The organism is Flavobacterium sp. WC2430 (genome assembly GCF_040822075.1).
In the GTDB taxonomy this organism is placed as follows: domain Bacteria; phylum Bacteroidota; class Bacteroidia; order Flavobacteriales; family Flavobacteriaceae; genus Flavobacterium.
This window is the reverse complement of record NZ_CP162007.1, coordinates 2,786,676-2,802,368: the sequence shown is the minus strand read 5'-3', so window position 1 is coordinate 2,802,368 and position 15,693 is coordinate 2,786,676. Positions and strand designations below refer to the sequence as shown.

Annotated in this window: 12 protein-coding genes; 6 read left to right on the top strand and 6 right to left on the bottom strand. The window is 32.0% G+C overall.

The annotated features are described in order from the left end of the window. Positions 1 to 27 precede the first annotated feature (27 nt). The 6 genes from AB3G36_RS12280 (at position 28) to AB3G36_RS12255 (ending at position 10,776) form a co-directional block, all read left to right on the top strand. The gene (locus AB3G36_RS12280) at positions 28 to 1,266 is read left to right on the top strand and encodes an efflux RND transporter periplasmic adaptor subunit (protein ID WP_367753152.1); all 1,239 of its coding nucleotides are present in this window, start codon (positions 28 to 30) and stop codon (positions 1,264 to 1,266) included. Between the two features lie 65 nt (positions 1,267 to 1,331). After that, complete coding sequence (locus AB3G36_RS12275) at positions 1,332 to 2,033, top strand: ABC transporter ATP-binding protein (RefSeq protein WP_367753150.1); 702 nt, start codon at positions 1,332 to 1,334, stop codon at positions 2,031 to 2,033. Positions 2,034 to 2,150: 117 nt separating this feature from the next. Further along, the gene (locus AB3G36_RS12270; RefSeq protein WP_367753148.1) at positions 2,151 to 4,574 is read left to right on the top strand and encodes an ABC transporter permease; all 2,424 of its coding nucleotides are present in this window, start codon (positions 2,151 to 2,153) and stop codon (positions 4,572 to 4,574) included. Between the two features lie 2 nt (positions 4,575 to 4,576). Beyond that, positions 4,577 to 7,018, top strand: a complete 2,442-nt coding sequence (locus AB3G36_RS12265) for an ABC transporter permease (RefSeq protein ID WP_367753146.1) — start codon at positions 4,577 to 4,579, stop codon at positions 7,016 to 7,018. Positions 7,019 to 7,061: 43 nt separating this feature from the next. Next, positions 7,062 to 9,479, top strand: a complete 2,418-nt coding sequence (locus tag AB3G36_RS12260; protein WP_367753145.1) for an ABC transporter permease — start codon at positions 7,062 to 7,064, stop codon at positions 9,477 to 9,479. Next, positions 9,472 to 10,776 carry a TolC family protein gene (locus tag AB3G36_RS12255; protein WP_367753143.1) on the top strand — a complete coding sequence of 435 codons (1,305 nt, stop codon included), beginning with the start codon at positions 9,472 to 9,474 and terminating at the stop codon, positions 10,774 to 10,776. Before AB3G36_RS12260 ends, AB3G36_RS12255 begins: the two co-directional genes overlap by 8 nt. A 9-nt stretch (positions 10,777 to 10,785) precedes the next feature. Here AB3G36_RS12255 and AB3G36_RS12250 read toward each other — a convergent pair whose 3' ends face one another. The 6 genes from AB3G36_RS12250 to AB3G36_RS12225 form a co-directional block, all read right to left on the bottom strand. Next, on the bottom strand, positions 10,786 to 11,718 hold the full coding sequence (locus AB3G36_RS12250) for a transglutaminase (RefSeq protein WP_367753141.1): 933 nt from the start codon (positions 11,716 to 11,718) through the stop codon (positions 10,786 to 10,788). 21 nt (positions 11,719 to 11,739) lie between these two features. Continuing rightward, on the bottom strand, positions 11,740 to 12,591 hold the full coding sequence (locus tag AB3G36_RS12245) for a substrate-binding domain-containing protein (protein WP_367753140.1): 852 nt from the start codon (positions 12,589 to 12,591) through the stop codon (positions 11,740 to 11,742). Between the two features lies 1 nt (position 12,592). Continuing rightward, positions 12,593 to 13,120, bottom strand: a complete 528-nt coding sequence (locus AB3G36_RS12240; RefSeq protein WP_367753138.1) for a GNAT family N-acetyltransferase — start codon at positions 13,118 to 13,120, stop codon at positions 12,593 to 12,595. Positions 13,121 to 13,219: 99 nt separating this feature from the next. After that, positions 13,220 to 14,089 carry a nucleoside phosphorylase gene (locus AB3G36_RS12235; RefSeq protein ID WP_367753136.1) on the bottom strand — a complete coding sequence of 290 codons (870 nt, stop codon included), beginning with the start codon at positions 14,087 to 14,089 and terminating at the stop codon, positions 13,220 to 13,222. Positions 14,090 to 14,157: 68 nt separating this feature from the next. Further along, positions 14,158 to 14,487 (bottom strand): translation initiation factor, encoded by a 330-nt coding sequence (locus tag AB3G36_RS12230; RefSeq protein ID WP_367753135.1) that lies wholly within the window; start codon positions 14,485 to 14,487, stop codon positions 14,158 to 14,160. Positions 14,488 to 14,674: 187 nt separating this feature from the next. After that, on the bottom strand, positions 14,675 to 15,625 hold the full coding sequence (locus tag AB3G36_RS12225; protein WP_367753133.1) for an isopenicillin N synthase family dioxygenase: 951 nt from the start codon (positions 15,623 to 15,625) through the stop codon (positions 14,675 to 14,677). Positions 15,626 to 15,693: the final 68 nt, after the last annotated feature.

Sequence of the window (15,693 nt, the reverse complement as noted above, 5' to 3'; positions counted from 1 at the left end):
CTCTTTACGTTCAGCAAATTAGCAACAATGGACACCATTATTAAAAGTAAAAGTAACAAAAAAAAACAGCTATTAATCGCATTACCTATTATCTTAGTTTTAGGATATGTGGTCTTTACTTCCGTAACTAAGAAAAGAAGTTTGAATGTGAAGAAAAGCGAAATTAGCATAAAAACAGTTGAAAATGATTTTTTTGAAGATTTCATGGCTTTTCAAGCTAAGGCCGTTCCTATCAATTCGATGCTGATTAATATTATAGAAGGTGGAGCCGTTCAGGAAATATTTGTTGAAAACGGTGATTTTGTGACTAAAGGGCAATCATTAGCACGTTTGTACAATCCCAACTCAGAGTTGGCTTATATGCAGCAAGAAACAGCAATTATAGAGCAAATTAATAATTTGAATAAAGCAAAACTCGATTTACGTAATCAAGAACTAAATTTAGGAAAGGATTTGTTATCAATTGAACACGATTTTCAAGATGCTAAAAATTTGTATGATGTAAATAAGAATCTTTTTGATCAAGAAATTCTTGCTAAGAGTGAATGGGAGAAAACGAAGGAAAATTTTCGTTTTCAAAAAGAACGAATGAACATTATAAAACAAAGTGTTAGTAAGGAAAGACAAGCCAATCAGGTTCAAATAGGACAACTCAATCAATCCATAGATTTCATGAATAAGAGTTTGGATATTTTAAGAACCAATAAAAAGAATTTCCTTGTTACAGCACCTATTTCCGGAAGACTTTCTTCTTTTGAACCAATTTTAGGAAAAACCTATGCACAAAATACAAGTATTGGTTTTATTGATGATCAAAAAGGATATAAACTGGTTGCTGATGTCGATGAGTTTTATTTAGATCGTATTTCAGAAGGACAAAAAGGAACAGTAAGTTTTGATAATAAAGAGGTTGAGGTTAAAATAACGAAAGTGATTCCTGAGGTAAAAGGAGGGCGATTTCAATTAGAATTAGACTTTGTATCTTCGGAAAAATTAGATTTAAAACAAGGGTTAAGTTTTGGAGTGAAATTAAATTTATCTGAAAAAACGAAAAGTTTAGTACTTTCTAAAGGTAGCTTTAACGAAGATACCAGTGGAAAATGGATTTTTGTGGTCAAAGGAAATAAAGCGGAAAAGAGAGCCATCAAATTAGGTCAAGAAAATCCGTTGTATTATGAAGTTTTGGACGGACTAAAAGCAGGTGAAAAAGTAATTACATCATCATATAAAGATTATAAACAAGTAGAAGTTTTGAATTTAGAATAGCTAGAGTAGAGAACAAAGAGACAAGAATAATTATAAAAATAAACATCAATTAAAAAACGAACAGTATGATTCAAATTAAAAACCTTTCAAAAGTATTTAGAACAGAAGAAGTAGAAACTATGGCATTGAGCGAAGTTTCATTAACCATTAATCAAGGTGATTTTGTGTCTATTATGGGGCCGTCAGGAAGTGGAAAATCAACATTGTTGAATATTGTAGGATTGCTTGATAGTGGTTCAGGAGGGAGTTATCAATTGTTGAACCAAGAGATAATTGGTCTGAAAGAGAAAGAAAAATCGAAAGCCAGAAAAGAGAATATTGGTTTTATTTTCCAGAATTTCAACTTGATTGACGAATTATCAGTGTATGACAATATCGAATTGCCTCTGATTTATAACAAAGTTCCATCGTCTGACAGAAAACAAAAAGTAGAAGCGATTGCTAATAAATTAGGAATTTCGCACCGTTTGAAACATTTTCCACAACAACTTTCAGGAGGTCAACAACAACGTGTGGCTGTCGCAAGAGCTTTAATTAACGATCCGAAAATTATTCTTGCCGATGAGCCTACAGGAAACTTAGACAGTAAAAACGGAAATGAAGTAATGGAATTGTTGACCGATTTGCACGCAAACGGTGCAACAATATTGATGGTTACCCACTCTGATTATGACGCGTCGTTTTCACAAAGAACGATTTTGATGAAAGATGGAGTTGTCTTTTCTGAAAAGCACAATCAAAGGAATGTAGATGTTTTTAAAGTATAAAAATAATCACTTTCCTAATTTCAATCATCACTTTTGTTTGTGAGTTGCTTTGCAAAATACTATTGTAAGTAGCTTAAAAACATATCATCAAATCAAAATCAATATAATCAAAATCACATGATAATCAACTGGATAAAAATATTTATTTATCACTTAAAGCAAAACAAACTGTTTTCATTTCTCAACGTTTTGGGATTGAGTATTGGTATTGCAGGAGTGATTTTCGCTACTTTATACTGGAATGACGAGCAAAGTTATGATGCATGGAATCCTAACAAAGACAACGTTTTTTTGGTAGCTAATCAAATGAGCGAAAATTCATTTTGGGCATCGAGTTCAGCGCCAATAGGAGCTGCAATAAAAGAGAAAAGTTCAGAAGTAGCATCGTATTGTTATTTAAGTGGAAATTATGAAAGCGATATAATTCGATTTAAAAATAAAAAAGTGCAATCGAGTAAAATAGTATCAGCACAAAAGAATTTTTTTGAATTTTTCCCTTTTGAATTTGTACAAGGAAGCCAAGAATCAGCGTTGCCAGATGAAAATAGCATCAGTCTATCAGAAGATTTAGCTTTGCAGATTTTTGGGAAAGAAACTGCTCTGGGAAAAGAAGTTCTCTTTCAGAATAAGAAATTGATAGTAAGAAGCGTTTATAAAATGGATAAAAAATCTTCTTATAATCCTTCCTGTGTAGTCAATTTCATTGATTTAAGAATTAGAAAAACAATTGATCAATGGGGGAATTTTCAGTTTGTATTATTTCTTAAAGTTAAAAATCCGGATAAAGTTTCATTTATAGAAAATGATTTAAAGAAACTTTATTATGATAATATGACGGTTCGTTATGCAAAAGAAAATGGAATTACTCCAGCGCAATACATTGAAAAATATGGAACTACCAAACCCTATTTAGAGCCTTTATCTACTGTTAGGTTACATACTAAAACGGGTGGATTAATTGAGGAAAATGGCAATTTTCAGTTTTTGATGATTATGGTTGGATTATCAGTTTTAATTCTGCTACTTTCAATTGTAAATTATATCAATTCTGCAACAGCAAATGCAATAAAACGTGCTAAAGAAGTTGGTGTAAGAAAAGTTATGGGCTCTTCAAAAAGTAATATAATCCAGCAATTTGTTTTTGAAACAGCAATACTATCGTTGTTTTCAATTTTATTTGCTCTTGTAATTGTTGAGCTGTCGTTACCTTATTATAATGATTTTTTAAATAAAACTATCATTGTACAAGGCAGTCAATTTTATGTACAACTTATTATAATATTTAGTATTACAGTTTGTTTGGCAGGAGTATTTCCAGCAATATATGTTTCAAATTTTGAAACTTTAAAGGTGTTGAAAGGCAATTTTGGAAGAAGTAAAAGTGGCGTATGGTTACGAAACGGAATGTTGATTTTTCAATTTTCAATTGCAACCTTTTTCATCATCGGATCCTATATTGTTTACCAGCAAATTGATTATATGAATAGAAAAGATTTAGGTTTCAAGGCCAATCAAATTTTAAGTATTTCGTATCGTAGTGTATATGGAGAGGAGATAACAGATGATTTTAGATTTGACCGTTACTTAACAATCAAAAATGAATTATTGCGCATTCCAGGTGTAAAACAAGTGGCAGCAGGAGGTTTTGCTTTTGGAGGATCTGCAAAATCAACAATATCGTATCAATATAAAGATTTAAGTGTGGATGGAGACAATATTCCGATTGATTTTGAAATGTTAGAAATGATGCAAATAAAAATTGCAAAGGGAAGATACTTAAGTTCAAAATTTGCACAGGACACTATTAATACGATGCTAATAAATGAGACTGCAGCGAAACTATTAAAAGAGAAAAATCCTATTGGTAAAAAAGTGAATTGGAATGGTAAAGAGATAACTATCGTTGGAGTTGTAAAAGATTTCAACATAGGTAATCCAAGCGAAGCTATTCCTCCAATGTCATTGTTTCACTTTAAAACAAATTCGTGGACAACGTTTGCCTTAAATAATATTTATGTTGATGCAGATTCAAAAACTATGGATAAAACGCTTGCCGATATTGAGAAGTTTTGGTTAAAGAAAGTCGATCCTGATTATCCATTTTCGTATGATTTTGTAGATAAAGAATATAAAAGGTCTTACAGCAGTTTTGTAAAACAAAAAAATATGTTCTCATTATTAAATGTTGTGGTTATCCTCATAGCACTTTTTGGATTGTTCTGTCTAGCTTCATTTTCAATTGAAAGACGGATGAAAGCAATCGCTATCCGAAAAACGCTTGGAGCTGAAACTAATGTGTTGCTTAAAGAATTATCTAAACAATACATTGTTTTTTGTGTCATAGGCTTTTTGATAGCCTTATTTCCGGTTTATTATTTATTGAATAAATGGTTAGAAAATTTTGCTTATCGAATTGAAATTTCGATCTATCCTTTCTTAATAGGATTTGTTGGTTTATTTGTATTGACGCTATTGGTTGTTCTTTCTAGAGCTTATCAAGCAACTAGAGTTGATGTTTTGAAATACTTAAAATACGAATAACCATGCTAAAGAGTTGGATAAATATATTTTTAAATCAAACTAAAAACAACAAGCTTTTTACAGCTTTGAATATTTTAGGTTTGGCAATTGGCATTGCAGGATTAATTTTTGCAACACTGTATTGGAATAATGAACACAGTTATAATGAGTGGAATCCTGAAAAGGAGAATGTTCATATGGTTATAAATACCCTGAACAATGAAAAATGGCCCTATACGGTTGCCGCTATCGGGCAATATCTAAACAACGATCCCAATATTGAAAGTTATAATTACAGCTATAATTGGTACGATTCTGACTTGTTTAGCTATAACGGAAAAAAGCGAAAAATTGAAAAAGCGTTTAATACTCAAAATAAGTTTTTTGACTATTTTCCTTTTCCATTCCTTTATGGAAATGCTAAAAATGCACTTAAAGATGAATCGTCGATTGCTATTTCGGAGAAAATTAGCAAAGCTTTTTTTAACAATGAAAATCCAATAGGAAAGCAAATTAAGTTTGGGAAAAACTTCTACACCATAAGTGGTGTGTACCAAAATGAAATGAAAAGTTCATTTGCACCTGATGTGGTACTTACGGATAATTTTAAAAAAGTTATTACCCCAAATTTGGACAAATGGGAGCTTTTTAATTTTTGCTTACTCCTTAAGCTTAAAGATAATGCTAAAAAGGAAGTTGTTGAACGTAAGATTGAAAAGCTTTTTATTGACAACGTAATTACACAAAAAGCAAAAGAGGCCAATATCACTTTAGAGCAGCAAATAAAAGAACATGGTATAGTTGCCATACATTTAGAACCCTTAAAAAATGCCCGTCTTAATTCGGTATTAAATGCAAATTGGGGATATCCAGAAGGAATAGGGAATTATCAATACTTAATGATAATGGTAGCATTGTCCATTCTGATAATGATTCTTTCCATTATTAACTATGTCAATTTAGCTACTGCAGGAGCCATTAAAAGAGCCAAGGAAGTCGGTATGCGAAAAGTATTGGGCGCAAGTAAAAGAAATATTATCGTCCAATTTATTTCTGAAACAATTGTAATTGTTATAGTATCCATTCTATTAGCATTAGTAATCGTTGAGATTTCTTTACCCTATTACAATGAATTTTTAGAGAAAGATTTGAAAATTTATGGAGGTGAATTTTATCTACAATTGATCTTTATTTTCGGAATTGTGGTCTTTCTTGGCGGGTTTTTTCCTGCGCTTTATATCTCAAGTTTTGAAACTCAAAAAGTTTTAAAAGGAAATTTTAATAGGAGTAAAACTGGAATTTGGTTGCGCAACAGTATGTTGGTTTTTCAATTTGCAATAGCTGTTTTTTTTATTGTTGGATCGACAATTGTTTATCAACAAGTAAATCATTTAACCAATAAAAATCTAGGTTTTAAAGGCGATCAAGTAGTTGAAATTGATTATTTGAAAAAGTTTGATACACAATCTGATGAAAGTTATCAAAAAGAGTTTTTTCAGGATTATTTGAAGGCAAAAGAGCAATTGACCAGAATGAAAGGTGTTAATCAAGTAGCTACAGCAAATTTTTCTTTTGGAAATGGTGCTCGTTCTTCACGAGATTATTTGTATCAAAATGCAAACATTCAAGGCTTGAATATGGCCGTTGATTTTGGGATGATGGAAATGATGAACATTAAACTAACAGAAGGAAGATATTTTAGTACTAAATACGCTTCGGATACCATTAATAATGTAATGGTTAATGAAACGGCAGTAAAATTATTAGGGATTAAACAACCAATAGGAAAAGAAATTGTTTCTGGTGATGGAGATAAATTCAAAATAATAAGCGTTGTAAAAGATTTTAATTTAAGAGGGCCACAAGAAAAAAACTCACCAATGGTGTTCATGCATTTAAAGACAATGCCATTGATGGCACAAAATGTGAATTCTATTTTTGTAAAAGTAAATACAGATAATATTGAAAACACGATGAGCGATATTGAGCAATTTTGGACCACAAAAGTGGATACTGAATATCCGTTTTCGTATGAGTTTGTAGATAAGAAATACGCCCGTTCTTATAAGGAGTATGTCAAACAAAAAAATCTCTTCTCGTTACTGAATCTTGTTGTTGTTCTTATTGCCGTTTTCGGATTGTTTGCTTTAGCTTCTTTCTCAATGGAAAGACGATTACGAGAAATCGCTATTCGAAAAACCTTGGGTGCTGAAACGACTATTTTACTCAAAGAATTATCAAAACAGTATGTGGTTTTTTGTGTAATAGGTTTTATAATCGGAGTCATTCCAGCCTATTTTCTTTTGCAAAAATGGCTAGATAATTTTGCATATCGCATCGATATTCAGTTTTTACCTTTTGCAATTGCTTTTGTGTCTTTATTATTTTTGACTTTAATAGTTGTTTTAGCGAAAGCCTACCAAGTAACCAAACTGGATATTTTGAAATACTTAAAATACGAATAATTAAAAAGAGTTCCCATTTTTATAACTAACCAAAACCTAAATAATGTTATTAAACTATATAAAAATATTCATCTATCATTTAAGGCAAAACAAACTGTTTTCATTCCTAAATATTTTTGGATTGGCCATCGGAATTTCAGGATTGATTTTCGCATTACTGTATTGGAATGATGAGCAAAGTTATGATGCTTGGAATCCTGAAAAAAACAGTGTGCATCAGGTTTTAGTGCAGTTAACGGGAATGCCAGTATTTTCAGATTGTGCTTTTTTTCTAAAACCTGTTTTAAATAAAGATGCTAATGTCGAAAAGGTAGTTTATGCTGACAGATGGTATCAAAAGGATAAAATTATCTATAAAGGCAAGAAAGAAACAGTTGATAAAATTATTAATGTTGAAGCTGATTTCTTTTCCCTTTTCCCATTTGAAATTATTAAAGGAGATGCTACTTCAGCATTAAAAGATGATTCAAGTGTTGCTATTTCAGATGTAATGGCTAAACGAGTTTTTGGTAACGAAAACCCCATTGGTAAACAAATAACATGTTTGGATCAAATGTTTATAGTGCGCGCTGTGTATCATATTCCAGGGAATTCTTCAATTGCTCCAGATGTTATAATGAATACAATGAAGCAGTATAAAAGTGAAAATTTAACAGGACCTTTTATATTCAAGTTACTTCTTAAAATTAAAGACCCGTCAAAAATTGAGAATACACGCAAAAATTTAGAGAAAATGTATAGCCAAGATTTTGTTCGAAGAATTGCCAAGGAAGCAGGTTTTAGTTTCGAAGAAATGACTAAGAAAATTGGACATTTTGATGTAGTTATTGAGCCACTTTCAAAAGCGAGATTACATTCTATTGCAGATGGATATCCAGAAGGCAGAGGTAATTATCAGTTTTTGTTGATTATGGTTGGGTTATCTGTTTTAATTCTCATTCTTTCGATTGTAAATTATATCAACTTGGCTACAGCTAATGCGGTTAAACGTGCTAAAGAAGTTGGTGTTCGTAAAATTGTGGGTGCTTCAAAAAGGACTATTGTTATTCAATTTATTTTTGAAACTGCTCTGATAAGTTTGTTTTCGATTTTGCTAGCATTAGTTATTGTTGAGTTGACTTTGCCGTATTACAATGATTTTTTAAATAAGAGTTTACGAATAATTGGCAGTCAGTTTTATCTGCAATTAATTCTGATTTTCGGTTGTATAGTTTTGTTGGCAGGAGTGCTTCCAGCCGTTTATGTTGCTAATTTCGAAACGTTGAAAGTTCTGAAAGGTAATTTTGGAAGAAGTAAAAACGGAATCTGGTTACGTAACGGAATGTTGGTTTTCCAGTTTACCGTGGCTACCTTCTTTATTGTAGGTTCTTATATTGTGTATCAGCAAATCGATTATTTAACCCATAAAGATTTAGGTTTTAAAGGAGATCAAGTGATTGAAGTTAATTTGAATTTTCCTAAAACGGATTATGAAGTGGAAAAGGTAGGGCAAAATATCTACAATAAATACAGTACAATAAAACAAGAACTAGTTAAAATAAAAGGTGTCGAACAAGTTTCTACAGGATTGATTTCATTTGACGGTTCAGATGATTCATTAGGAGGTATATTGTACAATGATGAACTTTTTAAAGCACGAATAATTGCAGTTGATTTTGATATGTTCGAAATGATGAAAATAAAACTAGTAGAAGGAAGATCTCTTGATCCGAAACGCGCTTCGGATACTATTAGTTCTGTGGTGATTAATGAAACAGCACAAAAGTTGATGAATCTTAAAGATCCTATCGGAAAAGAAGTAATTATCAAAGAAAGAAAATTAAAAATCATAGGAGTTGTTAAAGATTTTAATTTATTAAGTCCTGAAGTTGAGGTGTCAGGGATGTTTTTTTATCATCTTAAAACGGTTGATATAGCTAAAAATATTAATAAAGTTTATATAAAACTAAAATCGGATAATATTGAAAGCACGATCGCTGATATTGAAAAATTATGGAGTAAAGTCGATACCGAATTTCCTTTTAAATATGATTTTGTAGACAAGCAATACGCCCGAACCTATGAATCCTACGTGAAGCAAAAGAATCTATTTTCCTTGCTGAATGTAGTTGTAATTCTAATTGCACTTTTCGGATTGTTCGCTTTGGCTTCGTATTCGATACAAAGACGAATGAAAGAAATTGCCATTAGAAAAACCCTTGGAGCCGAAACCAATTTATTATTGAAAGAACTCTCTAAACAGTACATTTTGTATTGCATCATTGGTTTCGCAATCGCAGTATTTCCCGTTTATTATTTACTAAACAAATGGTTGGAGAACTTTGCTTTTAGAATTGATATTAGCCTATTCCCATTTGTGTTTGGATTTGTCATATTGCTACTCCTTACACTTTTGATAGTGCTTTCAAGAGCCTATCAAGCAACTAAAACAGATGTTTTAAAATATTTAAAATATGAATAAGAAACCATTTTTAACGTTAGCCCTTTTTTTAGTTTTTGCTTTAGTAAGTGGTCAGGAAAATTCTTGGCCGCTTACCAAATGCATAGAAACGGCTTTGCAGAATAATATCGAAATAAAAATTAGATTACTCGAAGTAAAAAGGACTCAAAAGACACAAAACTCGGTTTTAAACCGCATGTTGCCGTCGGTTAATTTGTACGGTGAACAGAGTTACAATTTTGGTTCTACCATTGATCCTTCTACAAATGGAAGAGTAAGTTCGAACATTCAGAATGATAATTTTTATTTGAATGCTAAAACAAATCTGATTGATTTCAGTGCTTTTGCAAATGCTAAAAAAGATAAAATTAGTATTGAAATCGCAAAAGCAGAAAAAGAAGTTGTTGAAAACGAATATAAATTGCAGCTTTTAGAAAGTTATTACCAAGCACTTTATACGCAAGAATTATTGAAAATTCAGAAAGAACAATTGCATCAAGCTTCTTTCAATTTAGACCGAATTACTAAAGAAGTCGCAATAGGAAGTAAACCTCAAAGTGATTTGTACGATATGCAATTGAGTTTTTCGGAAGAAGAAAATAGTTATATCACATCTCAACAATTGTACGGAATACAAAAACTGCAGCTGTTTCAGCTAATGAATGTTTTGAATGTGGAAACAGAAACAGTTGTTCTGGAAGTTTATTTTGATGAAAACAATTCTGATGCTGTTGCAAACACGAATTATAATCCAAAAATTAAAAGAGCCGAGTTTCAGCACGAAAACAACTTAAAATCGATTAGTTTACAAAGAGCGAATAATTTACCAGTTCTTTCGGCTTATTACGGCTATTCAACTTTTTATTACAAAAACATCAAGGATGCAAATGGTTTAACAGATTCTTTTTCGAATCAATTGGCTGATAATAAAAGCCAGCAAGTGGGCATGCAATTAGCAATTCCAATTTTTAACGGATTCAGAAATAACAAAAGAATAATAGCTTCTAAAATTGAAAGTCAAAAATCGAAGTTGGTTATCGAACAAGAAAAGCAAGAGTTGGATAAACAAGTTACACTAGAAGAAAAAAACAAAAGCAACTATTTGAAACTAGAAGAAAAGTTGAAAGAGAGACAAAAATATGCAAAAGCTTCGTTTACAACGATGCAAGCAAAATTTACAAATGGTAGAGTTGAAGCTATTGTTTATTCATCTGTAAAAAATCAATTTTTAAGAGCTGAATATGATGTGCTGAAAAACAATCTTCAAATTCAATATATCCACTTAAAAATTAATCTCTTGAAGAATAATGTTATTTAAACTAATCAACTAATTCAATGTCAACGCACCCAATATTTCTTCGGATAGGAAAGGTCCTCCTGGATATTTAGCAGTGTAGTCAAGGTTGAGCCATACTTGGCCCCGTTCATCAATATGGTAATGAAGCTGCTTTTTATAGCTTTCTTTTTTAAACAAAATATTTTTTATCAAATAATTTACGGTTTCTAAATCATTCATAGTCCCAATTAATATTTCGGGATAAATATGCCCTTTGGTATGAATCAATCTTGGTGTGCCACCAATAGCTCTTACAGCCGCAGCCATAAGAATGGAGTGGTCGTCACAATCACCTGAAAAGTAATCTAATGATTCACTGGCTGTAGCAATGTAATCGCCATCTTTTGGGTCACTTACATAGTTCCAGCGGCCATTTATTTCCTTAAAAACAGCAAAGCATTGTATAATCGTTCTATAATCAGAATATCCATTTACATTTTTAAAGTATTTTGATGTCGCCATGATGGCAAAATTACGAACTTTAGGATTTTTGTATTCTATTGCATTGATAATCTTTGATTTATTGGGAAATGGGAGGAGTTTAGAAATAATGATGTCTTGTGGATTTGGATTGTCTGACATAGTATAAATCATCGAGTCATAATCCTCATAAACACTATTAAATCCATAGTTCCCTGAAGCAGTTCCATAAAATAAAACTAAAATATAGAGAAAAATGCATACAATAATTATGGTTCTTAACAATCTCAATATAAGTTGTATAAGAATGATAATGACTAAGAAAAGTAAAATTCGATCAATATTATAGGCCCAACTGAGTTCAATTAAATTCTGATGAGCAATTATAAATAGAGGAACAGCAATCAAAATATTTAAGACAAAAATAATTACATCATCCCAAGGCTTCTTAACCTTAAGTTTTTGTTTTATATTTTGTAAAGAAATATTTTTAATGTTTATCATAGCAACCACAAAGTGTAAAAACTAGATTGCTTTTACAATTTCATCAAAAGTACCTTTTTTATCAATGATTTTAAGTTGAAATAATTGATTTTGAATATTGTTTAACAAATTTTTTGGTAATGCGTCTTGAGACCATTCAGTTAAGGATAACCATTCTTGAATATCAGCCGTTTTTTGATGGTATTTTGTTGCCAAAGTTTTATCAATATTAGAGATGTTTTTAAACCCTTCAGTTTTTTTATTAATGACTTCGAGAATCGATTTAATAATTTCAGGTTGTTTTTCTAGAATTTCATCACGTACAGCAATAACGAAACAAGGCCAAGGAGTAGGGCAGTCTCCAACACGTCTAAAAACCCCTGAATCTACCAATGGTTTGGTCATAAACCGTTCCCACATAAAATAATCAGCAGCACCAGCTGTTAAAGCTTCAACAGCTCCGTCGATGGTATTGATGATTTCAAATTGTAAATCATTGGTTTTCCAACCTTGGTTATTGGCATTTACATATGCCATTAGTTGTGAGCCAGAACCTAATCTTGAAATTGCTACTTTAGTATTCTCTAAATCAGAAACAGTTTTATATATAGAATTCGCAGCTACATGTATTCCCCAAATTAATGGTGATGCTACATAAACTTGAACAATTTTGGATGGATTTCCTGCAATAATATCTTTGACGATTCCTTCAGTTAAAATAACAGCAATATCGGTTTCTCCTGATCTAAGCATTTGACACATTTTACCAGTCCCTTCAGGAACATCTGTCCATTTTAAGTCAATGTTTTGAGCTTCAAATTCGTTGTTATCGATGGCTAAATGCCAAGGTAAATTGAAATGTTCTGGTACTCCAGCTATTTTTATTGTTGTCATTTTAATTGTTTTTTTTATCTAATTTGTACCAAACACACGGAATTCCATTCCAATCGAATTCATTTTTTAGATGCATTCCTATTTTTTCAAGAATGCTACGAGAAGCGGCATTGTCAATATGAGCCGATGCATATATGGTTTTGATATTAATGGTGTTAAATCCATAGTCTAACCAAGCTTTGGCCGATTCATATGCATATCCTTTACCCCAATACTGTTCTATAAATCGATACCCAATTTCGTAAAAATTAACATGACCATTTTCGGGTTCTGTGATGTACTTAATTCCCGACCAACCAATAAATTGATTTGTCTCTTTCAGAATTACTGCATAACGACCAATTCCGTTTTCAAGGTATTGATTTCGAATATTCTCAATGTATTTTCTACTTTCTTCAATTGAAACCACAGGATTATTACCTAGAAACTCATGTACCTTAGGATTCCTGTCTAAAGCGAACATTCCTTCAGCATCTGATGGGAGTAATTCTCTTAATATTAATCTCTCGGTTTCAATACGAATGTTCATGTGTACTCTTTTTTAGCCCTGATAGGAGCGATATCCTCTTGTGGTAGCGATAGCGGACACAAGAGATATAGCGGAAAGCAGGTACTAGCTCCTAAAAAATTATATGGTAGCGATTTTATCTAATGTATAAGCAATTAATTCATCGACCGCTTTGTAAGGATCTTCGCTAAAAGTTCCAGAAGCGCGATTAGCAATTATAGCGTTTAGCGATAGGGCATTGTGCCCTAAAAGCGCCGAAAGACCATATATTGCTGCGGTTTCCATCTCTAAGTTGGTAATCCTATTTTCTTCAAATTTAAAATTATCCATTTTAGAATTTAGCTCTTCATCTTGAATGTTTAAACGCAATACACGTCCTTGCGGTCCATAGAAACCACCAGCTGTTGCTGTGATTCCTTTGTGTATTTTGTCGCTTTCAATTATTTTTTCTAATACCTCAGAACAGGCAATTACATACGGTTTTCCCTTGCGTAAATCCCAATTCGTATGACTTACAAAAGCATTTTCCATGGTTTTATTAGAAACTTCGTCAATCAAGTAGGAGCGGAGCATGTTGTCCAGACCTAAACCAAACTTAGACATCACAAAACTATCTACTGGAATATCTGCCTGTAAAGAACCCGAAGTCCCAATACGGATAATATTTAGTGTAGTTAAATGGTCTTTTGGTTTGCGCGTTTCTAAATCGATATTGACTAGGGCATCCAATTCGTTAATTACGATATCTATATTATCTGGACCGATTCCGGTTGACATTACAGTAATTCTTTTGCCTTTGAAGATTCCGGTTTGGGTTTTAAATTCTCTTTTTTGGGTAGAAAATTCAATGCTGTCAAAAAATTGAGTAATTTTCTCTACCCGGTTTTGATCCCCTACAAAGATTATATCATGTGCGATATGTTCTGGTTTCAGATTCAAGTGATAGACACTTCCATCTGGATTTAATATTAATTCTGATGATTGTATCATTAAGATTTTTGTTTAAAGTTTACGGTTTCAAGTTGCTCAACTGAACACTAAATTACTGAACTCTTTTTTTAGCCCCCAACACGTTTTACTTTGAAGCCTTTTAATTTCAACATTTCCATTATTTTATCACGGTAATCTCCTTGAATAATGATAGAATCGTCTTTAAAAGTACCACCAACGCTCAGTTTTGTTTTAATTTCTTTAGCTAAGATTTTAAAATCCTCATCGGTTCCTTCATAACCTTCGATTATTGTGGTGGCTTTGCCTTTTCTTTTTTCGAATTTACAAATCATAGGTTCTTTTTGAACATATAATTCATGTGGCACTTCTTCTATTTTTTCTTCTGGGCCAGGTTCGTGATTGGGGAAAAGGTTTTTTAATTGGTCTTGTAAGTCCATATTTTATTTTTTAATTGAAATTGGATAATTGAAGATTTAGAAAAATCTTTAAGGAATATAATTAATCCGCGTAAATCCGTTTAAAGCTGCGTTATCCGCGTTCTATTTCTTTTAATTTAAAATTTATAAAAAGAAAAAGACATTAAGTAAACTCAATGTCTTTTATTACTAGAAGTAAAATTAGGAATTATTTTTTGATTAATCCTAAATCTACTAAACGTTCGTATAGGTAATCACCAGCAGTAATATCTTCAAATTGCTTTGGATGTTCTGCATCAATACAGTTTTCTAAACAATTCAATGGCATATCACTCACAGGGTGCATAAAAAATGGCACCGAATATCTTGAAGTTCCCCATAATTCTCTAGGTGGATTCACCACTTGGTGAATAGTAGATTTTAATTTGTTATTCGTGTGACGAGACAACATATCACCTACATTTATTACTAATTCATCTGGTTCAGCAATGGCATCAATCCAATCTCCGTTGTGGTTTTGAACTTGAAGTCCTTTTCCTTGCGCTCCCATTAATAAGGTGATTAAGTTGATATCACCATGAGCAGCAGCACGAATAGCATTTGCAGGTTCTGTAGTAATAGGCGGGTAATGAATAGGTCTTAAGATTGAATTTCCATCTTTGGCATAATTGTCAAAATAGAATTCGTCTAAACCCAATCGCAATGCTAATGCTCTCAAAACGTAAACTCCCGTTTTTTCCAGCATTTGATACGCTTCTTTACCTACAACATTAAATCGAGGTAATTCTTTTACTTCGACATTTTCAGGATATTCTGAAGCATATTTTGAATTTTCGCTCACATATTGACCGAAATGCCAAAATTCTTTCAAATCTCCTTCTTTTCTTCCTTTTGCATGTTCTGTACCAAAAGAAACGTAACCACGCTGACCTCCAATACCTGGAATCTCATAACTGCGTTTCGTTTCTAAGGGTAAAGAGAAAAAATTTCTAATTTCACCATACAATTCTTCTACCAATTGATCATTTAAAAAATGACCTTTTAGTGCTACGAAGCCAATATCTTCAAATGCACTTCCGATTTCATTTACAAATTTTTGTTTACGTGCCGGGTCATCCGACAGGAAATCACGCAAGTCAACACTAGGAATGTTTTGCATACTTTAAAATATTTTTTAATAACTTAGAAGGCTTCAAAAGCCTAACTACCACAAATGTATTGAATAAT